The organism is Mesorhizobium sp. B2-4-3, assembly GCF_006442815.1.
Classification (GTDB): Bacteria; Pseudomonadota; Alphaproteobacteria; order Rhizobiales; family Rhizobiaceae; genus Mesorhizobium.
In genome coordinates this window covers 99684-123378 of sequence record NZ_VFVL01000004.1, presented here as the reverse complement: position 1 = coordinate 123378, position 23695 = coordinate 99684, and the positions used below count along the sequence as shown (strand labels likewise).

The following is a 23695-nucleotide window of genomic DNA, read 5'->3' as shown; positions in this document are numbered from 1 at the left end:
ATTGTTCGCATGGACCATGCGATATCGTTCATGAATGGATCGCGACCTGCTCAGCCATCTTCCGGTCATCGTCGCTGTCGCGCGACGCGGCGGCTTTGCGCTTGCCGCGGCCGAGCTCGGAATGAGCGCTTCGGCGGTGAGCCACGCGGTGCGGCTGGTGGAAGAGCGTATCGGCCAGCCGCTTTTTGCGCGCACGACGCGCAGCGTCTCGCTGACGGAAGCCGGCAAAGCGTTGGTGGAGACGGCGGGCCCCGCCCTGCAGGACATTGCCGAGCGGATGGATCGCATCCGCGGCGTGAAGGGAAGACCGGCCGGCCTGCTCAGGATCAACGCCTCCAACATCGCGATCCCCCTGGCGGTGACGCCGGTGGTCGCAGCGATGGCCGAACGCTACCCCGACGTGACGGTCGAGATCGTTGCCGATCAGGGACTTATCGATATCGTCGGCGAAGGGTTTGACGCCGGCATCCGGTTGGGCGAGATGATCGCGCAGGACATGGTCACCGTCAGGATGACGCCGCCGTTCAAAGCCGTGATCGTCGCTTCTCCCGCCTATGTCGCAAAGCACGGCCGCCCGCGCGACGTGCCCGATCTCGCCAATCACAACTGCATCGGCTACCGGCTGGTCCGATCGGGCGCGCTTTACCGCTGGGACCTGAACGACAGCGGCAAGGATGTCGTCGTCGAAACGCGCGGCACGACCGTCGTCACGGATTCGCTTGGCGCCATCGACCTGGCGCTGGCCGGCCTCGGGCTCGCCTACGTCTTCGAGCCGCTGGTGCGCGCCGACTTGGCAGCCGGCCGTCTCGTCCAGATCCTGCCGCAGACGGCGATCGAGGAGCCCGGTCTTTTCCTTTACTTCCCGCGTCGCGCGTCGATGGCGCCGAAGCTCAGGGCCTTTATCGACACCGCACAAGAAATCGGCCGGGCATCCATGCGGACACCCGGCCGAGTCGCCTGAGCTCGTGAACTCTTCACCTTAAGGGAAACGCCGAGCGCTCCCCTCGGATCGGAGCTATTTCTTGACCGCCGCCGCGACTTCCGCCGCGAAGTCGGTCGTTTCCTTCTCGATGCCTTCGCCGAGCGCGAAGCGCAGATAGGCGGTGATCTTCGCCGGAGCGCCGATCTCCTTTTCGGCATCCTTCAGCGCCTTCTCGACGGTGATGTCGGGATTGAGCACGAAGGCCTGTTTCAAAAGCACGACCTCTTCGTAGAATTTGCGCAGGCGGCCCTCGACCATCTTCTCGATGATCGCTTCCGGCTTGCCCGACTGGCGCGCCTGGTCGGAGAAGATCGCTTTCTCGCGCTCGACCAGCGCCGGATCGACTTCCTCGGCGCTCAGCGCGACCGGGTTGCTGGCGGCGACATGCATCGCGACCTGGCGGGCAAAGGCGTTGGCCGCATGCTCGTTGCCGGTGGTCTCGATCGCGACCAGCACGCCGAGCTTGCCCAGCCCATCGGCAACGGCGTTGTGCACATAGGTCGCCACCGCGCCATGCGGCACGGTGAGCTTCGCCGAGCGGCGGAAATTGATGTTCTCGCCGATGGTGCCGACCGCGTCCTTGACGGTCTCGGCGACCGTCTTGTCGGAGCCTGGATACTTGGCCGCGGCAACCGCCTCGGTCGCACCATAGGCGAGCGCGACCTTCGCGACATTGCGGACCAGTTCCTGGAACTGCTCGTTGCGAGCGACGAAATCGGTCTCGGAATTGACTTCGACGACCGCAGCCTCACGCACGCCGGCATCGACGCCGATCAGGCCCTCGGCGGCGGTGCGGCCGGCCTTCTTGTCGGCCTTCGAGATACCCTTCTTGCGCAGCCAGTCGACGGCCGCTTCCATGTCGCCGTTGGTCTCGTTCAACGCCGCCTTGCAGTCCATCATGCCCGCGCCGGTCAAGTCGCGGAGTTCTTTGACCTGTGCAGCCGAAATCGTCATTGTCGCCTCTTTGTTTCAAATGCGCCGACGCACCAACCGGGACTCGGGTGATGCGCTCGGCAAAAGCGCTTTAGCGCGCCAATTTATTGGAAAGATGAAGGCCGGGACGCGGCCTTCCTTATCAAGCTTCCGGAGCTTCGGCAGCCGGAGTGTCGAGCGCGGGCTCGACCGGAGCCTCGGCCGAAGCGCCGATGTCGACGCCGAGAGCGCCCTGCTGACGGGCGATGCCGTCGATGGCGGCCTTGGCGATCAGGTCGCAATAGAGCTGGATGGCGCGGGCCGCGTCGTCATTGCCGGGGATCGGGAAGTCGATCTTGTCCGGGTCGCAGTTCGAATCGATGATGGCCACGACCGGGATGCCCAGGCGCTTGGCCTCGAGGATGGCGATCGCTTCCTTGTTGGTGTCGATGACGAACATCAGGTCCGGCGTCGAGCCCATGTCCTTGATGCCGCCCAGCGCCTTGTTGAGCTTCTCGCGCTCGCGGTCGAGGTTCAGGCGCTCCTTCTTGGTGAGGCCCTGGGCCTCGCCGGAGAGCGTCTCGTCGAGCTTGCGCAGACGCTGGATCGAGTTCGAGATCGTCTTCCAGTTGGTGAGCATGCCGCCCAGCCAACGCGAGTTGACATAATACTGGGCCGAACGCTGCGCGGCGTCGGCAACGATGTCGGACGCCTGGCGCTTGGTACCGACGAACAGCACGCGGCCGCCCTTGGCGACAGTGTCGGACACCTGCTTCAGAGCCTGGTGCAGCAGCGGCACCGTCTGCGACAGGTCGATGATGTGAATGTTGTTGCGGGCGCCATAGATGTAAGGCGCCATCTTCGGGTTCCAGCGGTGGGTCTGGTGGCCGAAGTGAACACCAGCTTCCAAAAGCTGGCGCATGCTGAAATCTGGCAGAGCCATTCTTTAGTTCCTTTCCGGTTGGCCTCCACGGACACAGGCATTTCGGACGCATGTCCTGATGCCACCGGAGGTTTCAGCCGGATTTCTCCCGGGCAGACACCAAAGTCCGTGTGTGGAATGAGCGCGCATATAGAGGGGAAGTCTCATAAACGCAAGCCGGGTCCCGGAAAACGCCCTCACCTGCGGCGATCCGCCCAAACCTCAGCGTTTTACCTTCCCGTTCGGCACCCTGACGCGGCGAAAGATCGCGACGATTTCCTCGCGGCTGCATTCGATGGCGCCAAGCCGGACCGCGCGATCGCGCTCGAAGCCGGTGATGTCGTAATGCGGCGCCGACGTCTTAGGCGGCCCTTGATAGGAGGAAGGCTTGAGGCCGAGCTCGGTGGCGAAGCGGTGCAGCTCGTCCGTGTCGTCGGCAAGGAGATGGCACCAGCGGTGGCCGGCCCATTTCCAGATCGCCGCATCGACATAGACCGCCATCAGGCCCACCGCATTCGGTGAGCCTCACACATGGCGTTCGAAGGCCAGGCCTGTAACCCGGGCCGGCTGCCGTCAGCAATTGCTATTTCGATGCCGGGCAAGGCTTGGTCTGGTCGAACAGCGACAGGTTCACCAGCTTGCCGGTCATCGAGAATTCGCCATAGTCCATGACGAGGTCGCGAGTGATGCCGTTCTCGTGCAGCTTGAAGCTGATCCGGTATTCCGGCACCTCTTCGCCTTTGTTGTCGGTATCGTCGAAATAGGCGATGTCGACCGGCCAGTATTTGTCGGTGGCGAGCTTGGCCAGCGCCGGCGCCTCCGGGTCGGATTTCTGGACATCGGTCTTCTTGCCGACGATGACAGTGGTGGTCATCACCTTGTTGGCATCCTCCGAGCCGTCGAACAGATTGGTCTGGTAGAAATTCTCGCCCTTTTCGGCCTTGCCGATCAGCTCGACCAGATGCTGGGTCGGGAACTGAGTCGCCGCGAGTTCGAGGCTGTTCTTCTCAGGCTTGTCGATCTCGACTTTGAGGCCCTTCTGCTCCCGGGTTGCGGTGCCTTTCACCTCCTTGTCGAGGTTCTGGTCGGTGAAGGATTTCGTCACGAACGAAAAAGTCTTGCCTTCGGCATCCTCGAACGTGGTCGTCTGCTGGTCCGTCAGCTTCGTGCCGTCGGCGGTGGCAATCTGGGTGACGAAGCGGAATTTCACCGTATAGCCTTCGCAGGCGGAACCATTGAACTCATAGACCATGCGGCCGGTGATGCCGGTAATGCCTGAACGGTCGGAGGCCTTGCTGAGCGTGAGATCGTAGACGGCGCGATGCGCCTGCAGCGCGGCCACCGCAAAGGCCGGCGCCGTCGGAAGCGTCGCCGAGAAACAGGCGGCGGCGAGGAAAAGGCGCGTTGCGCGCATGCGTTGCTCCGATCGTCGCGGCCCGGGGGCAGGCCGCAGGGAAAGATGGTCCAGCTTAAAAAAAGTCGTGGCGGAAGCGAGGCAAAAATAGCAATTTCGGCCCCGCCAACGCGGCGTCTTCCAGCAATAGGGAAAACCAATGAGCGAAACAATCGAAAAGCGGCTAAGCGATCTTGGCGTCACCCTTCCGGCCGCCGCCGCGCCCGCCGCCAACTACGTGCCCTATTGCCGCACCGGCAACACGCTGTTCACCGCCGGCCAGCTGCCGCTGAAGGACGGCAAGTTGCAAGCAAGCGGACTGCTCGGCCGCGACATCGACACGGCCGCCGGCAGGGAAGGCGCGAAATTCTGCGCCATCAACATCCTGGCGCAGGCCAAGGCAGCACTCGGCGACCTCGAAAAAATTAGCCGCATGGTCAAGATCACCGTCTTCGTCGCCTCCGCGCCGGATTTCGTCGAACAGCATCTTGTCGCCAACGGCGCCTCCGACTTCCTGGTCGCGGCACTCGGCGAGCGCGGCAAGCACGCCCGTTCCGCCGTCGGCACCGCCTCGCTGCCGCTCAACGCCGCGGTCGAGATCGAAGCGATCTTCGAAGTCGAGTGAGGTTCAAGATGACCGATCTTTCCTGGCTGATCGCGCAGCCTGTCGCGCATCGCGGCTTCCACGACATGAACAAGACGCGCTGGGAAAACACGCTGTCGGCTTTCGCCGCGGCAACCGAGCGCGGCTATGCCATCGAATGCGACGTGCATGTCTCGTCGGACGGCGTCCCGGTCATCATCCATGACGGCGATCTGAAACGCCTGACCGGCCAGGACGGCTTCGTCTGGCAGCGCACCGCGGCCGAACTGGCGACGCTCAAGATCGGCGGCACCAAGGACCACGTGCCGACGCTCAAGGAAGCGCTCGACCTGATCGACGGCCGCGTGCCGCTGGTGGTCGAGCTGAAAGGCGTTCCCGGCCACGATGCCGGGCTGGTGGCGAGCGTCGGCCGGCTGCTCAAGCGCTACAAGGGCAAGGTGGCGATCATGTCGTTCGATCACTGGCTGATCCGCGACTTCGCCAAGGACGCGCCGGGTATCCCCGGCGGGCTGACCGCCTATGGCAGGGACAACCAGTTGATCGAGGCGCATTTCGCCATGCTCGCGCACGGCCTCGCCTTCACCTCCTACGCCGCCGGCGACCTGCCGAACCCCTTCGTCAGCTTCGTGCGCGAAAAGTTGAGGATGCCCGTCATCACCTGGACCGTGCATGACCAGCCGGCCGTCGACCTCACCTTCAAATATGCAGACCAGATGACCTTCGAGGGTTTCGAGCCCGGCCTGATGAGAGTTGGCTGAGCCGAGTGCCTCAAACGTGACTTGTAGCTGCCCCGGCGAAGCTTAAATAAACCCCATGGATCAAGGCGACGACGACGATGGACGGGCAGCGAACGCGGATTATGCGATCCGCGTCGCAGCGGGTATCGGCGCCTTCACCTGCGAGGAATGGAACGGCTTTGCCGGAACCACGCGCGGCGATAAAGAAAACGGCTACAACCCACTGGTTTCATTCGCTTTTCTGAGCGCATTGGAGGATTCTGGATGCGCCGTCCGGCGCACCGGCTGGCAAGGCCATCACCTGCGGTTGGAAACCGCGCAAGGCAGGCTTCTCGGCGCCGTCCCCTGTTATCTCAAATCGCACAGCCAAGGCGAATATGTCTTCGACCATGGCTGGTCGGACGCCTTCGAGCGCGCCGGTGGCCGCTACTATCCCAAACTGCAATGCTCGGTGCCGTTCACCCCGGTCACCGGCCCTCGCCTTCTGGTCGGCAAAGGCGAGAATGAAGGCGCCGTGAGAGCCGGACTGGCGGAAGGCCTGAAACTCGTGACCGACAAGCTCGGCGTTTCTTCCGCGCATGTCACCTTCGCCAACGAGCCTGACGTCGCGACGCTGGAAGCGGCGGGCTTCCTGCATCGCACCGACCAGCAGTTCCATTTCTTCAACGAAGGCTTTTCGAGCTATGACGACTTCCTCGCCACGCTTGCCTCGCGCAAGCGCAAGGCGATGAAGAAGGAGCGTCGCGAGGCGCTTGCCGACGGCATCTCGATCGATTGGTTGACCGGCAAGGACATCACCGAAAGCGCCTGGGACGATTTCTTCGCTTTCTACACGGATACCGGCGGCAGGAAATGGGGCCGGCCCTATCTCAACCGGCAGTTCTTCTCCCTGATCGGCGAGCGCATGGCCGATGACATTCTTCTGGTGATGGCCAAGCGGAACGGCCGCTACATTGCCGGCGCCATCAACTTCATCGGTTCCGACGCGCTTTACGGGCGCAACTGGGGCTGCATCGAGGACCACCCCTTCCTGCATTTCGAGGTCTGCTATCACCAGGCAATCGACTTCGCCATCGAGCGCAAGCTGAAGGTGGTGGAGGCCGGCGCGCAGGGCGAGCACAAGCTGGCGCGCGGCTACCGGCCCGTGACCATGCATTCGGCGCACTACATTTCGCATCCCGGTCTGCGCAATGCCGTCGCCGACTATCTCAGGCGGGAGCGGCGCGAGGTCGAGCGCATGGGCGAATATCTCGAAGAGCACACGCCCTTCCGCAAAGACCTTGGGGAATAAAGCAAATGACGCCGGGAGCATTTCAGGAAAAGTGCGAGCGGTTGGGCTAGGCGCCTTCGCCGTAGCCTAGCCGCCCCGACGTCGTCATTCTATGGCGGAGCAAGGAGCGAAGCGACGCGGCGCAGACCATAGAATCCATGCCGTGACTTGGAAGCGCCGCCACGGTGCGGAATTCTGCTCCGTTGCATTCCTTGGCGAAGGTAACGGCATGGATTCCAGGGTCTTCGCGACGGAGCTTCGCTCCTGCTCCGCCCTGGAATGACGATCGTGGTGGGCGTTTCGGCCAACGCATGCCACCTGCCAGCGCAAACAGAGCAGACCGATCAAAATCCCTGTGCAGTGCCACTAGCGCTGCTGTTTACCGGATCGGCGGAATCCGCTAAGTCACCGCCAGGGGCATTGGTGCGCGAGCACCGCGGGGTGGGTATGCTGGTTTTGGCATCTTGGGGCGTCGGGCAATGGCTCGGTGTGGCGGGGCTTGCGGCCGCGCTGCTGTTGACTGTCCGGCTCGAAGGCAAGCCGGGAACCTGGCCTCTCGGCTTTTCCACCTTCTTCCTTCTCTTTGCTTTCCTGCACCTGTTTTTTCCAGGCGCGATCGTCGCGCTCTGGATGACGCTCATGCTGACGGCCATCATCGGCATCGCCTCGAAGCTGAAATACCGCTATCTCGGCTTCAATCTTCTGGCCGGAGATCTCTATCATCTGGCCGCGAGCAGTTGGCGCAGCGTCTTTGTCGACAACGCCCGAATGGCGATCCCGGCCCTCTTCGCCGGAGCGGCGATCGTTGCGGTCGCCATGCTTATCGACATAACTCTGATGGAACGGGCGACGTCGCTCTCGCTGCGCCTCGCGATTTTCGCCGTGGCCGTGCTGATCTACATGGCAGTCTATCGGTTGAGCGGCGGAGCGCCTCGTTTCCGCTTCGACCTGCTCACCAGGGATCGCGCGCATCTCTCCGCCTTCGTGGCGTCGTGGCTCGGCGCGGGACCTTCGCGACGGCCGGGCTTCATCGACATCGCTCCCGATCCGCTGCCGTTTCTGTCGTCTGTGCCGGCTAAGCGGGAGAACGGCGAGGCTCGGCCGCACATCTTCATGATCCTGCATGAATCGACATTTGATCCGAGGCACCATGGCGTGCCGATCAACCGTGCTTTTGAGCAATTCTTCTCGCCCGCGGACGGTCTGTCTGGGGCTTTGCATGTCGATGTTTTCGGCGGCAGCACGCTGCAGACCGAATTCTCGGTGCTGACCGGCCTGTCCTCGCTTTCCTTTGGCAACGACAGCCGCTTCGTCTTTCATCTGCTGGCCGGGCGGGTGCGCCACTCATTGCCCTCGGCGCTTTCAGGCATGGGATATCATGTGTCGCATGTGAGCTGCGACCGTCCCAACTTCGTCAATTGCGATCGCTTCTATAAATCGATCGGGTTCGAGGACGTCGCCTATGTCGCGACCTTGCCGCCGCCCTTCGATCTGGGGCGCTGGCGTCGCGAGCGCCATGACGAACAGCTTTACAGCCATGCTCTGAGCCGGATTGCGGACCGCTTGGGAAACGAGAGGCCCTGTTTCCTCTCGATAATGACGCTGATGAACCACGGCGATCACCGTCGCCGCATCTTTCCTCCCGAGCTTCAGGCCGATATCCGCCGTGAAGCCGTCGCGCTGACCGGCGACGAGAATTACGGCGAATATGCCGTGCGGCTGGCAGAAAGCGTCGAGGCCTATGCCGCGTTTCGCGGACAGCTCGAAACAGCGCTGAATGGCCGGCCTGCTATCGTCGTGCGTTATGGCGATCACCAGCCGTCGTTCACGGCCGCCCTCACCGGCCTGCCGCCTTCCGACAGAGCCTTGTACAAGACGTTCTACGCGATCGAGGCGATCAACAGCGCTTTGCCCGCCGACATGGCCGTTCCTGCCATGCTCGACGCGGCATTCCTGTCGACATTGACCATGTCCGCCGCGCGTCTGCCGCTCGATCCGGTATTCGCGACCAGGACGGCCCTTCTGGCGGACTGTGCCGCCCCCTATTTCGCAAGCGAGTCCGTGCGCAAAAAACGCTTCCACCGGGCTCTTGTCGAAGCGGGCATGGTCGATCTCGCCTGAGCGCCTTGCCGCCCATCGGCGGCTTCGCTACACCGGACGGCGAATGCAATTGGGAGTGGACCCCATGGCCGAAGCCTATGATCCCGGCAACATCTTCGCCAAAATCCTGCGCGGCGAGATTCCCTCGCACCGCGTCTACGAGGACGACGCGGTCGTCGCCTTCATGGATGTGATGCCGCAAGGCATGGGCCACACGCTGGTGGTGCCCAAGGCGCCGTCGCGCAACATGCTCGACGCCGATCCTGCAACGCTCGGCCCATTGTTCGGCGTGGCGCAGAAAGTTGCGGTCGCGGTGAAAAAGGCTTTCAACGCCGACGGCGTCACCTTGATGCAATTCAACGAGCCGGCTTCCGGGCAGACCGTCTACCATCTCCATGTCCATGTCGTCCCGCGCTTCGAGGGCGTGCCGCTGAAGCCGCATTCGGGCCAGATGGAGAAGCCGGAGGTGCTGGCCGCGAACGCCGTCAAGATCCGGGCGGCGCTGGGAGGCTGAACGGACCGGCATTCAGGCGGCCGGCAAATTCGCCAATGCCCGGAAAGCCATTGGCGCTGGTCCGGCGATGAGCCTCTCCCGGATCGACGCCGCGCATGCCCGTGGGCTGAGCAGCGACGTATCGAGCTCCAAGTCGTAAAGGCCGGGCTTGTGCACCTCCTCCTGCCAGAGGCGCACGGGCAGCGGCGTGGGATCGTCGTCCGTTCCGATGACATATGGCGTACCAGCCCCGCCTGCGGCACGCCTTTGCAGGATCACCTCGATAGGACAGCGGACGCCGGCGAAGAGGACAGGCAGGCCGGCCAGGCGTCGCGCACAATCGGGAAGGATGTTCAGCGATCTGGAATAGGCGTCGTGGTGACCGATATCGACGACGACATTGAGCCCCAGCCGGCTGTGAGCCGCGATCGAATCGTAAAGCGCGGCGTAAAGCAGCGGCACAAAAGCCTCGATGTCGGGGCGTTCGCCGCCGGGACGCAGGCCGATACCCGGGCGCAGCCGCGGCGGCGTGGCTTGGGCGCAAGCGTCGACGCCAAGATTGATCCACACACCGTCGAATGTCTCCTGGATCGCCGCGGCGATGCTCGACTTTCCCGAGCGCGGCGCACCGTTGAGGATGATGATTTGCCCGGCTTCCAAGTCGCGGTCCTTTCAACGAAAAAAGGCCCCGTTTCCGGGGCCTTTGTATTTCAAGCGGGCGCTTGTCAGCCCTTGCGCGGCAGTTGCGGCACAAGGCTGCGCTTGTTGCCGTCCTTGCCCTTCGGCTCAGGCTTCTGCGCCACCGGCTTCTTGGGCGTAGGCTTGGGCGCAGGCTTCTTGGCCACCGCCTTTTTCGACTTCGGCGCGTCTTCCGGCTCTTCCTTTTTCGGCTGCACCGGCGACTCGTCGGCGAGCGATTCGAGCTTCAGGCCGGACTCGCCGGTTTCCTTCTTCTCGACGGTGACGCGCACCGTGCCACCCTTCTTGAGCTTGCCGAACAGCACTTCGTCGGCCAGGGGCTTCTTGATGTGCTCCTGGATAACGCGGCCGAGCGGACGCGCGCCCATGCGCTCGTCGTAACCCTTGTCGGCCAGCCAGGCGATCGCGTCCGGCGACAGGTCGAAGGTAACGCCACGCTCGGACAGCTGCGCCTCGAGCTGCATGACGAACTTCTGCACCACCTGATGGATGACCGGCACCGGCAGCGAACCGAACGGGATGATCGCGTCCAGGCGGTTGCGGAACTCCGGCGTGAACAGCCGGTTGATCGCCTCGACGTCGTCGCCTTCGCGCTTGGTCGAGCCGAAGCCGATCGCCGCGCGCTGCGCATCCGACGCGCCCGCATTGGTGGTCATGATCAGGATCACATTGCGGAAGTCGATCTGCTTGCCGTTGTGGTCGGTCAGCTTGCCGTGGTCCATCACCTGCAACAGGATGTTGAACAGGTCCGGATGCGCCTTCTCGACCTCGTCAAGCAGCAGCACGCAATGCGGATGCTGGTCGACGCCGTCGGTAAGCAAGCCGCCCTGGTCGAAGCCGACATAGCCGGGAGGCGCGCCGATCAGCCGCGAGACGGTGTGGCGTTCCATGTATTCCGACATGTCGAAGCGGATCAGCTCGACGCCAAGCGAGGCGGCAAGCTGCTTGGCCACCTCCGTCTTGCCGACGCCGGTTGGCCCTGAGAACAGGTAGGAGCCGATGGGCTTCTCCGGTTCGCGCAGGCCGGCGCGCGCCAGCTTGATCGCCGAGGTCAGCGCGGTGATGGCCGTATCCTGGCCGTAGACGACGCGCTTCAGCTCGATATCGAGCCCCTGCAGCACCTTCTCGTCGTCGGCCGAGACCGTCTTCGGCGGGATGCGCGCCATGGTGGCGATCGTCGCCTCGATCTCCTTGATGCCGATCGTCTTCTTGCGCTTGGCTTCCGGCACCAGCATCTGCGAGGCGCCGGTCTCGTCGATCACGTCGATCGCCTTGTCCGGCAGCTTGCGGTCGTTGATGTAGCGGGCCGACAGCTCCACCGAGGCCTTGATGGCTTCGCTCGTGTAGCGGACCTTGTGGAACTCCTCGAAATAGGGCTTCAGGCCCTTCATGATCTCGATGGCGTCCTCGATGGTCGGCTCGTTGACGTCGATCTTCTGGAAGCGCCGCACCAGCGCGCGGTCCTTCTCGAAGAACTGGCGGAACTCCTTGTAGGTGGTCGAGCCGATGCAGCGGATGGCGCCGGACGACAGCGCCGGCTTCAGAAGGTTCGATGCATCCATGGCGCCACCCGAGGTGGCGCCCGCCCCGATCACCGTGTGGATCTCGTCGATGAACAGCACAGCGCCCGAATAGTCCTCGAGTTCCTTGACGACCTGCTTCAGCCGCTCCTCAAAGTCGCCGCGATAGCGGGTGCCGGCCAAGAGCGTGCCCATGTCGAGCGCGAAGATGGTGGCGTCCTGCAGCACTTCAGGCACGTCGCCTTCGACGATGCGCTTGGCGAGGCCTTCGGCGATCGCCGTCTTGCCGACGCCCGGGTCGCCGACATAGAGCGGGTTGTTCTTGGAACGGCGGCACAGCACCTGGATGGTGCGGTTGATCTCGCTGTCGCGGCCGATCAGCGGGTCGATCTTGCCGGCCCGCGCCTTGTTGTTGAGATTGACGCAGTAAGCCGTCAGCGCATCCTGCTGCTTCTTCTTGCCGCCCTCTTCCTGCGGCTCGGCGCCGTTCTGGCTGCCCTGCTCGTCATCGGCGCCGCGCGGCGTGCGCGATTCCGAAGCGCCCGGGCGCTTGGCAATGCCATGCGAGATGTAATTGACCGCGTCGTAGCGGGTCATCTGCTGTTCCTGCAGGAAATAGGCGGCGTGGCTCTCGCGCTCGGCGAAAATGGCGACGAGCACGTTGGCGCCGGACACTTCCTCGCGGCCGGACGACTGCACATGGATCACGGCGCGCTGGATGACGCGCTGGAAACCTGCCGTCGGCTTCGAATCCTCGTCGTAGCCGGTGACGAGGTTGTCGAGCTCGGTGTCGATATAGGTGAGAACCGTATGCTTGAGCTCGTCGAGATCGACGTTACAGGCACGCATGACCGCGGCCGCCTCAGTGTCGTCGATCAGGGCGAGCAGCAAATGTTCGAGCGTCGCATATTCATGATGCCGCTCGTTGGCGAATGTCAGCGCCTGATGTAGCGCCTTTTCCAGGCCTTGGGAGAAAGCCGGCATGTTACCTCACTTCTTCTCCATCACGCATTGCAGCGGATGCTGATTCTGTCGGGCGAAATCCATGACCTGGGACACTTTGGTCTCGGCCACCTCGAATGTGTAGACACCGCACTCGCCCACTCCATGATTGTGAACATGAAGCATGATGCGTGTGGCGGCCTCGCGGTCCTTTTGGAAAAACCGCTCCAGGACGTGAACGACGAACTCCATCGGCGTGTAGTCGTCGTTCAGAATGAGGACCCGGTAGAGACTGGGCTTCTTGGTCTTGGTTTTGGTGCGCGTGATGACAGCGGTGCCGCGACCGGGATCATTGCGGTCTCCGTCACTTTGCATTCGCACCACGTCTGCCGTGGCAGTCAAACCGATCGTCACGTAGTCCAGCCTTTTCGAATCCTCATGCGAGTTCAACATGTAGGTTCTCGATGAACGATTTTAAGCCCTTCTGTTTAGCTGACAATATGGCTAGGTGGGCAAACCTCAGCGAATTTCTCAATCGTGAATGCGGTAATGTGCATCGAGTTGCGATCGCGCATGAAAAAACCCGGCCGCGTTTCCGCGACCGGGCCTTTTCGACTGGCCGGCTGGCCGTGTCGGGTGTGATCGGGCGAAATTACTTCGCCTTGGCGACCACCGATTCGAAGGGCTTGTAAGCCTCCTTGGCGAGCTCGGCATAGAGATTGCCGATCTTGCTGGCCTCGGCCACGAAGCTCTCATAGCTCTGCTTGGCGTAATCGGTCTGGATCTCGACGGCCTTCTCGATCGACTTGGCCGCGAACAGCTTCTCGAAGGCGGCGCTGCCGGCTTCGAAGCTCTTCTTGGTGTATTCGCCGGCTTCGGTGGCGATCGCCTGCGCGCCCTTGGTGAGCGAGGCAAAGCTCTTCAGCCCGGTGTCGGCAAATTCCTTGCCGTATTTCGTGAAGTCCTCATGGGTCTGGGTCATTTCATGCTTCCCTTTGGTTGAAACGCCCTTTTTGGCCCCGGGCGCCCTTGTGCAATGCACCTCAATATATTGTGCGATGCACAAAAGTCAAGAATCCCCTTGGTAAGCAGGGGGTCCAGCGCCGGCGGCCGGTAAAATTCGATTAAAGAGAAGCTCGATTTGCCGAAAAATGGTGAACGCTACGGTTACCATAAACGGATTGGTAACGCTGAGCGCGATAGCTTGGCTGGAAGCGAGGCAGGCACTCCCTCAGCCGCCTCCGGGGCAACGAAAATTCAGGGTAAGTAACGGTGCGTCAGGCGTTGTCGGGCTTCGTCTCCAAATCTTCTCTCTCCTTCAAGGCGATCATGGTTGCCGCGCTCGCGGTGACGATTGTCGCCGCCGATGTCGCTTCGGCCCTTGCGGCAAGGTCCGCGGCCATCGTCGTCGACGCCAAGACCGGCAAGGTGCTTTATTCGGCCGATGCCAATGGCCGGCGCTATCCGGCTTCGCTCACCAAGATGATGACGCTCTACCTCACCTTCGAGGCATTGGCGAAAGGCAGGATCGGCAAGAACACGCCGGTGCCGTATTCGGCGCATGCCGCCGCCCAGCCGCCGACCAAGCTTGGCGTGCGCGCCGGCGGCTCGGTTCCGGTCGAGACCGCGATCCTGTCGATGGTGACGAAATCGGCCAACGACTCAGCCACCGCGCTTGGCGAGATGCTCGGCGGCAGCGAAGACAATTTCGCACGCATGATGACGGCCAAGGCGCGCCAGCTCGGCATGAACGGCACTGTCTTCCGCAACGCCAACGGCCTGCCCGATCCCGGCCAGTTCACCACGGCGCATGACATGGCGATGCTTGGCATCGCGCTGCGCGAGCACTACCCGCAATATTACGGCTATTTCTCGCAGCGCTCGTTCCTGTATGGCCGCCAACGCATCAACGGCCACAATCGCCTGCTTGGCCGCATCAAGGGCGTCGACGGCATCAAGACCGGCTACACCCGCGCCTCGGGCTACAACCTCGTCTCCTCTGTTGCCGATGGCGATCGCCGCCTCGTCGCCGTGGTGATGGGCGGCGCTTCCGGCCGCAGCCGCGACAACCAGATGGCGGCGCTGATCAACACTTACATGCCGCGCGCTTCGACGCGCGGCGGCGGCGATCTCATCGCCAAGGGCAATGACAATCCGATCAAGACGCTGGCCAAGGTCTTTTTGCCCAAGCATGACGCGCCGACTCCGGACGCCAAGCCGGCAACGGATGACACTGTCGTTGCCTCAGCCGACGATGACGTCCAGGACGACGCCCAGCAGGTCGCCGAGGAGACCAAGCCTGTCATCAAGGTCAAGAAGGTGAAGACGGTTGCCGTCGCCGCCATGGCGCCTGCCCCTAAATCCCAAGAGACCTCGCCCCAGGTCGTCACCGCCTATGCCGAACCCGCGCCGGCCGCGCCCGCGATCGATCCGGTCAAGACGTCGTCGGTGCCGTCCGGCTGGGTGGTTCAGGTCGCTTCCTCGCCCACCAAATCGGGAGCTCAGAGCCTGCTCGACCAGACCGCCAAGCAGGCGCCCAAGATCCTGGCCGACGCTTCGGGCTTCACCGTCGCCTTCGACAAGGACGGCACCACCTACTACCGCGCCCGCTTCGGCGGCTTCGGCTCGAAGGGCGCCGCCTGGAAGGCCTGCGATGCCCTGAAGCGCAAGAAAATCTCGTGCTACGCCGTCGAGCAATAGGCGGCTGTTGAATCTCCCGGAAGGTACCGGCGTCGAAGGAGACTAATCGTGATTGGAGAGCAAGACGTCCTTGGCTTCATTGATCCGCGCCGCCAGGACAGACGTGCCGCCGACATCGGCGTTCAGGCGCTGCATCAGGCGGCGGTGCGCCTTGCGGATATCCGCCGCGGCAGCCCCCGCTTCAAGACCAAGGACCTTGTAGGCCTCCTCCTTAGTCATGGCGCCCGCACCTGGCGCAACACCCAGCCCTTCGCCACCGTGAGGCTGCGCGTCCTTGCGCCAGACGGGAAAACGGCCGTCAAGATACGTCTCTAGGAGCTGGCGGCTCTCCGGATCGGGACTGAGCTCGCCATGAAGCTGGCGGAGATCCGTCAGCCCCATGGCTCCCAGCATCTTGCCTTCATAGCGCCCGGCCAGGACAAGCCCCTCGAGTTTGCCGCTGTCATGGTCGAGGTCCATTTCGAGCGCAGCGGTGCGCACCGTCGAATGCTGGGACGCGGCAGGGCGCGCCGGCGGCCGCCTCGTGCGTATCCAGCCGACCCAGGCCAGCGCCGCAAGCAAAAGCAGTCCGCCGATAAGGCTGCGGCCGAAAATCAGCATGGGCGCGCCGACCAGCCCCAGGAGGGCCGGTCCAAGCGATCTCAGGCTGTCGGCCATCCTCGCCGCATCCGTGCGCACAAAGAGCACCGCGGCGCCGAAAAGCACCACGAGCACCGCTGCCAAAGCAAGGATCACGCCCATCGATTAGCACCGCCATAGGGACGACCGAGCATAGAAATAGGATGGGACCAAGGTCCGGCGCTTGCAAGTCCCACACCGGGCGAGCCGAAGGGCCAGCGCCGCGGGCGATAAACAAAGCCGCGCTAGAGCAGACCGAGCTCGGCGAGTTCGAGCCTCAGCTTCGGCGGCATCTCGGCCAACGCCGCCCTGCCCTTGCCGAGATCGGCCGGCGCATCGGCGGGCTTGAGATAACGCCAGCCCTGGAAGGCGCGGCGCGGCTGCCAGTCGGTGCGCACGACCGCAGGATCGAGCATTAGATGACAGCGGCCGATACCTTCATCGTCAGTGAAGGGCCGGATCTCGGTGATCAGTTGCCGGCACTGCACGCTGCCCTTGATCACCCAATAGAGCGAGCCGCCATCGGTGATCTCGCTGCCGCGCGTCGGCACCATTCGGGTGGTGTGCCAGTGTTCGGCCGGCTCGCCGGCGCGTCGCCGCTCGTCGAGACGGAAGGCGATCCACTCCTCGAGGTCCTCGACGCTGTCGCAACCGACGCAGAGTTTTAGGAGATTGAGCATGGTCGCAATCTAGCGACGGCGTAGCGGGGGTTCAACGCCTCGGGCGGTTTTGCACAGGCAAGAAAGGCTGTCGGCTCAAGAGGCTTGCATCGCCGTCGCGAGGCCCTTCTCCCTGCAAATTTCGTGAAAGATCGCCAAAGATTTCGCCCCTTCGACGTAGAGCTGCTCGACATCCTGCGCATAGAAGTCGGCGCCCCCGGCAAGTCCGAGAAACTCGCCTCTCAACATCCCTATTTTAGGGTCGAACGCCACGGTAGCCTTATAACCGTCGATCTCAATGATGTTCTTCATCGTCTGACTCCATGGCTTTCCAGCCATTTTCTGATGGTTTCTTAGCATAGAAGGTGACGGATCGGATGATGGTTGCGCGGGTAGTCGGCCTTGGAGGTCAGCCGAAACACCCATCGCTCGTCATCCACGGGCAGAGCAAGGAGCGAAGCGACGCGCGCAGACCCGAGGATCCATGCCGTAACGCAGACCGTAGAACGCAGCGGTCGCGAATAGCTTTCGCCAGGCACCCTCGTCGAACTTCGAGTCTGCACCGTGGTGGCGCGTGCAGGTAACGGCATGGATTCCAGGGTCTGCGCGCGTCGCTTCGCTCCTTGCTCCGCCCTAGAATGACGACATTGGGAGCGACTTGACCAATCTCGAGCGTCTTCAAAGACGCAGGGAAACCGTGGGAAATCTTGGCTGCGAAGCCTGCTCAGCACTCCACCACATTGACCGCGAGGCCGCCGAGGCTGGTTTCCTTGTATTTCTCGTTCATGTCGAGGCCGGTCTGGCGCATGGTCTCGATCGCGGCGTCGAGCGGCACGAAATGCGTGCCGTCGCCCTTGATGGCCAGGGAAGCGGCCGTCACAGCCTTCACCGCGCCAAGCGCGTTGCGCTCGATGCAGGGCACCTGCACAAGGCCGCCGACCGGATCGCAGGTCATGCCGAGATGATGCTCGAGCGCGATCTCGGCGGCGTTCTCGACCTGCTCGGGCGTGCCGCCCATGACGGCGCACAGCCCGGCGGCGGCCATCGCCGAAGCGGAACCCACCTCGCCCTGGCAACCAACCTCGGCGCCCGAGATCGAGGCGTTGGACTTGATGATGCCACCGACAGCGGCGGCCGTCAGCAGGAAATCGCGGATGCTTGGCTGGTCGGCTTCGGGATGGAAATGCAGCCAGTAGCGCAGCACCGCCGGCAGCGTGCCGGCAGCGCCGTTGGTCGGCGCCGTCACCACGCGCCCGCCGGCGGCATTCTCCTCGTTGACCGCCATCGCATAGATCGACAGCCAGTCATTGGCGAGCAAGGGATTGGGCCTGTTCTGCTGCCACTGTTCCTGCAGCTTGTCGTGCAGCTGCCGCGCCCGGCGGCGCACCTTCAAACCGCCCGGCATGATGCCGTCCTGCGACAGGCCCCGATCGATGCAGCCCTTCATCGCTCCCCAGATCGCGTCGAGGCCTTCATCGAGCTCCTCGCGCGACATATGCTTTTCCTCGTTGGCGCGCTTCATCTCGGCGATCGAAAGCCCGCTCTTGGCCGCCATCGCCAGCATTTCGACGGCGTTCTTGAAGGGGTACGGCACGTTCTTGCCCTCGGTCGTCACCGAGCCCTTTGCCTTCATGCGCTGCAGCTCTTCCTCGGAGACGACGAAACCGCCGCCGATCGAATAATAGATGCGCTTGAGCAGCAGCCGGTCGGATGCGTCATAGGCATAGAAGGCCATGCCGTTGGCGTGGCCGGTCAGCGGCGTCTTGCGGTCGAGCACGAGGTCCCTGGCGGGATCGAAGCGGTATGCCGGATGCCCGGGCGGCGAGATGCGCTTCTCCGCGCCGATGCGGGCGACGATGCCGTCGGCCTCGTCCGGATCGACCGTCTGCGGCGTCTGGCCGGCCAGGCCCAGGATGACGGCGCGGTCCGAGCCATGGCCGATACCGGTATAGGCAAGCGAGCCGTGCAGGCTGGCGCCGATGCGGTCGACCTTGACGCCGGCGGGACGAGGCCAGTCACCGGCCAGGATCTCATCGAGGAACCGGCGCGCGGCCGTCATCGGCCCCATCGTGTGCGAGCTCGACGGGCCGATGCCGATCTTGAACAGGTCGAAAACCGAAAGGAACACTAGGGCGTTGTCTCCTGAGGACCGCTCAAACTTACATATAGGAATTCCCGGGATGTTTCCGCTCTTTTGCACGGCGCGGCCCGGCGACTGCCGACCTTGTTTGCTCCGCCAGCGACATCGCTTGCCGCCTGTCGAAGTGCCGGCACCCCTTGTGTTAAAAGCAATGGATGGGCGACTCGCTTCATCTTTCGGCGGCCGATCTGGCGGCGCTGGCCTTCTTCCTGGTCGTCTGGGTTGCGCACACGCTCGCCTCGGACGGCAAGCTGGTCCGTCGCATGTCGCTGACCACGGCGATGAATGCCCAGCGCGAGGCCTGGATGCGCAACATGGCCGAACGTGAGATCCGCATCGTCGACACCGCCATCATGGGCGGCCTGCAACAAGGCACCGCCTTCTTCGCTTCCTCGTCCCTGATCGCGCTCGGCGGCTGCTTTGCCCTGCTCGGCGCCTCCGACCGCGTGCTTCAAGTGTTGGCCGACTTGCCCTTCGGCGCGGCTCCGTCGCGCGAAGCCTTCCAGACCAAGGTGTTCGGCCTGGTGCTGATCCTCGCCTTCGCCTTCTTCAAATTCGGCTGGGCCTACCGCCTGTTCAACTATTGCTCGATCCTGATCGGCGCGGTGCCGACCCCGCATGGCCCGGCTTCGCGCAACCCGGTCAGCGAAACGGCGGTGTGGCGGGCGACGCGCATGAACGTGCTTGCCGGCAAGCACTTCAACTCAGGCCTGCGCGCCGTCTTCTTCTCGATCGGCTATCTCGGCTGGTTCGTCGACCCGGTGGTGTTCGTGGTGTCGACGCTGGTGCTGTTTGCCGTGCTGGTGCGCCGCCAGTTCTTCTCCGCGGCGCGGCAGGCGGTGATCGGTCAGCCGCCCGGCCCGGGGAAGAACTGATCGATCCTCCCGGACAGCCTGTAGGCGAAAAGACCGATCCACTCGCGCACCGCGATGGTGGTCGCCTGCACCGAATCGACGGGGTTGTCGCGGTAGAAGCCGACGCCTTCCCTGCCCGAGGTGCGATAGTCGACCGGCCACGGAATGGTCGCAAAACCTGCCTTGTCGAACAGCGCCTTGGCGCGCGGCATGTGGAAAGCCGAGGTTACCAACAGCCAGGTCTCGCCCGGCTTCGGCTCAACTAATTTTCGCGAGAGCACCGCGTTCTCATAAGTGTTGCGGGACTTGTCCTCGAGGATCAGGCGATCGGCCGAAACGCCGAGCGCCCCGAGCAGCCGCGGCGCCGTGTCGGCGTCGCCCTCGCCGTCGAGGAAAAGCGAGCCGTTGCCGCCGGACACGACGACCTTTGCTTGCGCAAAGCGCCTCGCCAGGATCGCGGTCTCCACCATGCGGTCGCCGCCGCTGTTCAGCTCATAGCCGCCGCGCGCCAGATTGATGGCGCCCTCAAAGCCGCCGCCAAGCACGACGATGCCGTCGACCTTTTCCGGTAGCGGCGGCTTGGGGAAGCGTTCTTCGAGCGGATTGAGCATCATCGCGCCGACCGACGTCCAGGCCGAAAGAACCAGGATCGCGATGCCCAGCACGCTGCCCGTCGCCGCCAGCCGGCACCGCCCGAGCAGCGCTGCCAAAAGGCCGGCGAGCAACAGGAAGATCGCGAGGTTGACCGGCTGGATGAAGAACCAGAGAATCTTGGAAAGATAGTAGAACATGCATCGCCCCTTGTCAGATGAGGGGCGACGCTACCACCACTTCTCCGGCTGGAATCTGCCCGCCGCCTGCTCGATCACATGCGCCGTCTGGAATAGCGTTTCCTCGTCGAACGGGCGGCCGATGAGCTGCAGGCCGAGCGGCAGGCCCTTGCCGTCGAGGCCGGCCGGCACGGAAATGCCGGGAAGGCCCGCCATGTTCACCGTCACGGTGAAGATGTCGTTGAGATACATCTTGACCGGATCGGAAGCCATGTCCTCGTCGGCGATGCCGAAGGCGGCCGACGGCGTGGCCGGCGTCAGGATGACGTCGACGCCGGCGGCAAAGACGTTCTCGAAGTCGCGCTTGATCAGGGTGCGCACCTTCTGCGCCTGCAGATAGTAGGCGTCGTAATAGCCGGCCGACAGCACATAGGTGCCGATCATGATCCGGCGTTTGACCTCGCGGCCGAAACCGGCGGCGCGGGTCTTCTCATACATTTCGACGATGTCCTTGCCGGGCACGCGCAGGCCGTAGCGCACGCCGTCGTAGCGGGCGAGGTTCGACGAAGCCTCGGCGGGCGCCACGATATAGTAGGCCGGCAAGGCGTATTTGGTGTGCGGCAGCGAGATGTCGACAATCTCGGCGCCGGCATCCTTCAGCCAGGCAATGCCCTTTTGCCAGAGCGCCTCGATGTCTTCCGGCATGCCGTCGACACGGTATTCCTTCGGAATGCCGACCTTCATGCCCTTGATCGGCTTGCCGATCGCCGCTTCATAGTCCGGCACCGGCCGGTCGACCGAGGTCGTGTCCTTCGGATCGACGGAGGCCATCGACTTCAACAGGATCGCGGCGTCGCGCACGTCGCGCGCGATCGGCCCGGCCTGGTCGAGCGAGGAAGCGAAGGCGACGATGCCCCAGCGCGAGCAGCGGCCGTAGGTCGGCTTGATGCCGACCGTGCCGGTCAAGGCGGCGGGCTGGCGGATCGAGCCGCCGGTGTCGGTGGCGGTGGCGCCCGCGCAGAGGAAGGCGGCCACGGACGATGCCGAGCCGCCGGACGAGCCGCCCGGCACCAACTGGGCATTGTCCAAGGTCCGCGCCGTCTTCGTGCCGCCGGCGGAAACAAAGCCGCCGTCGCCCTGATGCGTCGTCGGCATGACGACCGTATCGAGGCGCGAACGCCGCCACGGATTGATGACCGGGCCGTAATAGGAGGTCTCGTTCGACGAGCCCATGGCGAACTCGTCCATGTTGAGCTTGCCGAGCATCACCGCGCCGTCGGCCCACAGATTGGTGGTCACGGTCGACTCGTAGTGCGGCTTGAAGCCGTCCAGCACATGGCTGCAGGCCTGGGTGTGGATGCCTTGGGTGGCGAACAGGTCCTTGATGCCGAGCGGAATGCCTTCCAGCGCGCCGCCCTCGCCCGTGGCCAGCCTGGCATCGGAAGCATTGGCCATGTCGCGCGCCTTCTCGGCGGTGACAGCCACATAGGCATTGAGCACGGGATTGGCGCGCTCGATCGCCGCGAGATAGGCCTCGGTGATCTCGGCCGCGGTGATCTCTTTGCCGCGCAGCTTGGCGCGGGCCTCGGAAATGGTGAGATGTGTGAGTTCGCTCATCAGGCAAGGCTCTTTTCGTAAAACACCGACCACTCAGAATCGGGATAATCCAGCACCGGTCCGCAACGCGAGAATCCGGCGCGCTCATAGACGGTCCAGGCGGCGGGGTGCCGGTCGCCGGTTTCAAGGACCAGGCGCGTCAGCCCTTCCTGCCGGGCAAGCGCCTCGACCCGTCCGACGATCTCGGCGCCGATCTTTCTGCCGCGATGCGAAGGCCGCGTATACATGCGCTTGACCTCGCCAGTGGCATCGTCATGGCGCTTGAGCGCGCCGCAGCCGACGGCCAGGCCGTGGTCGCGGGCGATGAATACGGTCGTATCCTCGCCCGCCATCTGCTCGACGGTGAGATGATAGCAATGCTCAGGCGGCGTCAGCTCGAGCAACGCGGCGTTGAGCTCGGCGACCAGCACGCGCACGTCGTCCTGCAAAGGCGTCTCGACGGCGATCTCGACAGCCACAGCCTACTCCACCACCTTCGGAACGAGGAAGAAGTTCTCTTCCGTCGCCGGCGCGTTGGCGACGATGTCGGCCGCCTTGTTGCCGTCGGTGACGGCATCCTGGCGCTTCTTCATCTCCATCGGCGTGACCGAGGTCATCGGCTCGACGCCCGAGACATCGACTTCGTTCAATTGCTCGACGAAGCCGAGGATGGCGTTCAATTCGCCGGTCATGCGCTCGGCGTCCTCCTCGCTCACCGCTATGCGGGCAAGGTGCGCGACGCGCTTCACGGTCTGAAGATCAACGGACATGTTCTTTTCGCCTCGGGAAAACCAGTGCGGGCTATAGCGGCGCCGCGCTCAGCGCGCAACATGGATGATGCCGGAGCGGTCGGCACGCGGCCGCCCGCTCCGCTACTGAGGCAGCGCCACGCCTTCGCAATGATAGTAGCTGCCGCCGTTGCTGGACTGCTCGCCCTCATCGTCGACCGGCCGGCGCCGGCGTTGCCGCGACCGGCATCGAAACGCAAAGAGTCTATCTCAAGGCCATGGTTTCATTCCAGATTCCTGACGGAGCAACCTAGATCGTGATCGCCTTGCCTATTTCCGGCAACGCTACATTGACGCCTGAGCCCTCCATGCCCGCGACGAACTTGTCGGCGGTCTGGTCGATCATCGAGAAAGTGCCGAAATGGCAGGGAACGACTGTATCGAAGCCGAAGAAGCGGCGGCAGGCAAGCGCCGCCACCGCGCCGCCCATGGTGAAGCGGTCGCCGATCGGCACGATGCCGATCTTCGGCTCGTGCAGCTCGTTGATCAGCCCCATGTCGGAGAAGATGTCGGTGTCGCCCATGTGGTAGAGCGTCTTGTCCTCGGGGAAGTGCAGGACAAGCCCGCCCGGATTGCCAAGATAGGTGTTCGTGCCGCCTTCGCCGCCGAAGGAGGACGAGTGCAGCGCCTGGACGAAGGTCGTGGTGAAAGGGCCGCAATCGACGGTGCCGCCGATATTGCCCGGATTGATCTTGTCGCCGCTGACGCCCTGGCCGACGAGATACATGCAGATCTCGAAATTGGCGACCAGCATGGCGCCGCTTTTCTTCAGCACTTCGACCGCGCCGCTGACATGGTCGTTGTGGCCGTGGGTCAGGAGCACGTGGGTCGCGCCCTCCGCCGGTCCTTCCCAGCCGCCCGTCCAGGATGGATTGCCGACCAGATAGGGGTCGATGAGAATGGTGGCGTCCTTGGTCTCGACGCGGAACGCCGAATGTCCATACCAGGTCAGTTTCATGAATGCTTCCTCGATTTTTCCGTTGCCGGAAGATAGAA

25 protein-coding genes are annotated in these 23695 nt (G+C 63.6%); 8 read left to right on the top strand and 17 right to left on the bottom strand.

Going from position 1 to position 23695, the window contains the following annotated elements; genetic code table 11:
- Nucleotides 1-34 precede the first annotated feature (34 nt).
- Nucleotides 35-961, top strand: coding sequence for a LysR family transcriptional regulator (locus FJ956_RS06205; protein WP_140672869.1), 927 nt, complete (start codon nucleotides 35-37; stop codon nucleotides 959-961).
- 54 nt (nucleotides 962-1015) lie between these two features.
- On the opposite strand, the gene tsf is transcribed toward FJ956_RS06205, so the two are convergent.
- The 4 genes from tsf to FJ956_RS06185 all read right to left on the bottom strand — a co-directional run bounded on the left by tsf (nucleotide 1016) and on the right by FJ956_RS06185 (nucleotide 4230).
- Nucleotides 1016-1936 (bottom strand): translation elongation factor Ts, encoded by a 921-nt coding sequence (gene tsf / locus FJ956_RS06200; protein ID WP_140672868.1) that lies wholly within the window; start codon nucleotides 1934-1936, stop codon nucleotides 1016-1018.
- Nucleotides 1937-2057: 121 nt separating this feature from the next.
- A complete protein-coding gene (gene rpsB, locus FJ956_RS06195; protein ID WP_140672867.1) occupies nucleotides 2058-2837 on the bottom strand; it encodes a 30S ribosomal protein S2 in 780 nt (259 codons plus the stop codon).
- Nucleotides 2838-3038: 201 nt separating this feature from the next.
- A complete protein-coding gene (locus tag FJ956_RS06190) occupies nucleotides 3039-3317 on the bottom strand; it encodes a DUF4031 domain-containing protein (RefSeq protein WP_140672866.1) in 279 nt (92 codons plus the stop codon).
- An 82-nt stretch (nucleotides 3318-3399) separates the two neighbouring features.
- Entirely contained in the window at nucleotides 3400-4230 is an 831-nt protein-coding gene (locus FJ956_RS06185) for a cell envelope integrity EipB family protein (protein WP_140672865.1), read from the bottom strand.
- 139 nt (nucleotides 4231-4369) lie between these two features.
- On the opposite strand from FJ956_RS06185, the gene FJ956_RS06180 reads away from it, so the two are divergent.
- The 5 genes from FJ956_RS06180 (at nucleotide 4370) to FJ956_RS06160 (ending at nucleotide 9434) form a co-directional block, all read left to right on the top strand.
- On the top strand, nucleotides 4370-4834 hold the full coding sequence (locus FJ956_RS06180; RefSeq protein ID WP_140672864.1) for a RidA family protein: 465 nt from the start codon (nucleotides 4370-4372) through the stop codon (nucleotides 4832-4834).
- 8 nt (nucleotides 4835-4842) lie between these two features.
- On the top strand, nucleotides 4843-5571 hold the full coding sequence (locus FJ956_RS06175) for a glycerophosphodiester phosphodiesterase (RefSeq protein WP_140672863.1): 729 nt from the start codon (nucleotides 4843-4845) through the stop codon (nucleotides 5569-5571).
- A gap of 55 nt (nucleotides 5572-5626) precedes the next feature.
- Nucleotides 5627-6841 (top strand): GNAT family N-acetyltransferase, encoded by a 1215-nt coding sequence (locus FJ956_RS06170; protein WP_140672862.1) that lies wholly within the window; start codon nucleotides 5627-5629, stop codon nucleotides 6839-6841.
- A gap of 258 nt (nucleotides 6842-7099) precedes the next feature.
- On the top strand, nucleotides 7100-8941 hold the full coding sequence (locus FJ956_RS06165) for a sulfatase-like hydrolase/transferase (RefSeq protein WP_140672861.1): 1842 nt from the start codon (nucleotides 7100-7102) through the stop codon (nucleotides 8939-8941).
- A gap of 64 nt (nucleotides 8942-9005) precedes the next feature.
- The gene (locus tag FJ956_RS06160) at nucleotides 9006-9434 is read left to right on the top strand and encodes an HIT family protein (protein ID WP_140672860.1); all 429 of its coding nucleotides are present in this window, start codon (nucleotides 9006-9008) and stop codon (nucleotides 9432-9434) included.
- A gap of 12 nt (nucleotides 9435-9446) precedes the next feature.
- On the opposite strand, the gene FJ956_RS06155 is transcribed toward FJ956_RS06160, so the two are convergent.
- The 4 genes from FJ956_RS06155 to FJ956_RS06140 all read right to left on the bottom strand — a co-directional run bounded on the left by FJ956_RS06155 (nucleotide 9447) and on the right by FJ956_RS06140 (nucleotide 13556).
- Nucleotides 9447-10073 (bottom strand): chloramphenicol phosphotransferase, encoded by a 627-nt coding sequence (locus FJ956_RS06155; protein ID WP_140672859.1) that lies wholly within the window; start codon nucleotides 10071-10073, stop codon nucleotides 9447-9449.
- 65 nt (nucleotides 10074-10138) lie between these two features.
- Nucleotides 10139-12616 (bottom strand): ATP-dependent Clp protease ATP-binding subunit ClpA, encoded by a 2478-nt coding sequence (gene clpA / locus FJ956_RS06150; protein WP_140672858.1) that lies wholly within the window; start codon nucleotides 12614-12616, stop codon nucleotides 10139-10141.
- Between the two features lie 6 nt (nucleotides 12617-12622).
- Nucleotides 12623-12949 (bottom strand): ATP-dependent Clp protease adapter ClpS, encoded by a 327-nt coding sequence (gene clpS / locus FJ956_RS06145; protein WP_040972327.1) that lies wholly within the window; start codon nucleotides 12947-12949, stop codon nucleotides 12623-12625.
- A 277-nt stretch (nucleotides 12950-13226) separates the two neighbouring features.
- Nucleotides 13227-13556, bottom strand: coding sequence for a phasin family protein (locus FJ956_RS06140; protein WP_140672857.1), 330 nt, complete (start codon nucleotides 13554-13556; stop codon nucleotides 13227-13229).
- A gap of 290 nt (nucleotides 13557-13846) precedes the next feature.
- Here FJ956_RS06140 and FJ956_RS06135 point away from each other — a divergent pair, with 290 nt between their 5' ends.
- Nucleotides 13847-15274, top strand: coding sequence for a D-alanyl-D-alanine carboxypeptidase (locus FJ956_RS06135; protein ID WP_140672856.1), 1428 nt, complete (start codon nucleotides 13847-13849; stop codon nucleotides 15272-15274).
- A 42-nt stretch (nucleotides 15275-15316) separates the two neighbouring features.
- Here the strand turns inward: FJ956_RS06135 and FJ956_RS06130 are convergent, their stop codons facing one another.
- The 4 genes from FJ956_RS06130 to FJ956_RS06115 all read right to left on the bottom strand — a co-directional run bounded on the left by FJ956_RS06130 (nucleotide 15317) and on the right by FJ956_RS06115 (nucleotide 18679).
- On the bottom strand, nucleotides 15317-16015 hold the full coding sequence (locus tag FJ956_RS06130) for a molecular chaperone DnaJ (protein ID WP_140672855.1): 699 nt from the start codon (nucleotides 16013-16015) through the stop codon (nucleotides 15317-15319).
- 122 nt (nucleotides 16016-16137) lie between these two features.
- On the bottom strand, nucleotides 16138-16572 hold the full coding sequence (locus FJ956_RS06125) for a DUF1489 family protein (RefSeq protein WP_140672854.1): 435 nt from the start codon (nucleotides 16570-16572) through the stop codon (nucleotides 16138-16140).
- 75 nt (nucleotides 16573-16647) lie between these two features.
- Nucleotides 16648-16863, bottom strand: coding sequence for a type II toxin-antitoxin system HicB family antitoxin (locus FJ956_RS30825; protein WP_140672853.1), 216 nt, complete (start codon nucleotides 16861-16863; stop codon nucleotides 16648-16650).
- Nucleotides 16864-17275: 412 nt separating this feature from the next.
- Complete coding sequence (locus tag FJ956_RS06115) at nucleotides 17276-18679, bottom strand: L-serine ammonia-lyase (RefSeq protein WP_140672852.1); 1404 nt, start codon at nucleotides 18677-18679, stop codon at nucleotides 17276-17278.
- 167 nt (nucleotides 18680-18846) lie between these two features.
- Between FJ956_RS06115 and FJ956_RS06110 the strand changes: the two genes are divergently transcribed.
- A complete protein-coding gene (locus FJ956_RS06110; RefSeq protein ID WP_140672851.1) occupies nucleotides 18847-19566 on the top strand; it encodes a DUF599 domain-containing protein in 720 nt (239 codons plus the stop codon).
- Here the strand turns inward: FJ956_RS06110 and FJ956_RS06105 are convergent.
- The 5 genes from FJ956_RS06105 to FJ956_RS06085 all read right to left on the bottom strand — a co-directional run bounded on the left by FJ956_RS06105 (nucleotide 19539) and on the right by FJ956_RS06085 (nucleotide 23657).
- Nucleotides 19539-20336 carry a YdcF family protein gene (locus FJ956_RS06105; RefSeq protein WP_140672850.1) on the bottom strand — a complete coding sequence of 266 codons (798 nt, stop codon included), beginning with the start codon at nucleotides 20334-20336 and terminating at the stop codon, nucleotides 19539-19541. The genes FJ956_RS06110 and FJ956_RS06105 overlap by 28 nt on opposite strands.
- 30 nt (nucleotides 20337-20366) lie before the next feature.
- Nucleotides 20367-21932 carry an amidase family protein gene (locus FJ956_RS06100; RefSeq protein WP_140672849.1) on the bottom strand — a complete coding sequence of 522 codons (1566 nt, stop codon included), beginning with the start codon at nucleotides 21930-21932 and terminating at the stop codon, nucleotides 20367-20369.
- Complete coding sequence (locus FJ956_RS06095; RefSeq protein ID WP_140672848.1) at nucleotides 21932-22390, bottom strand: GNAT family N-acetyltransferase; 459 nt, start codon at nucleotides 22388-22390, stop codon at nucleotides 21932-21934. Before FJ956_RS06095 ends, FJ956_RS06100 begins: the two co-directional genes overlap by 1 nt.
- A 3-nt stretch (nucleotides 22391-22393) precedes the next feature.
- Nucleotides 22394-22681, bottom strand: coding sequence for an Asp-tRNA(Asn)/Glu-tRNA(Gln) amidotransferase subunit GatC (gene gatC, locus FJ956_RS06090; RefSeq protein ID WP_140545764.1), 288 nt, complete (start codon nucleotides 22679-22681; stop codon nucleotides 22394-22396).
- A gap of 268 nt (nucleotides 22682-22949) precedes the next feature.
- A complete protein-coding gene (locus tag FJ956_RS06085; RefSeq protein WP_140672847.1) occupies nucleotides 22950-23657 on the bottom strand; it encodes a metal-dependent hydrolase in 708 nt (235 codons plus the stop codon).
- Nucleotides 23658-23695 lie beyond the last annotated feature (38 nt).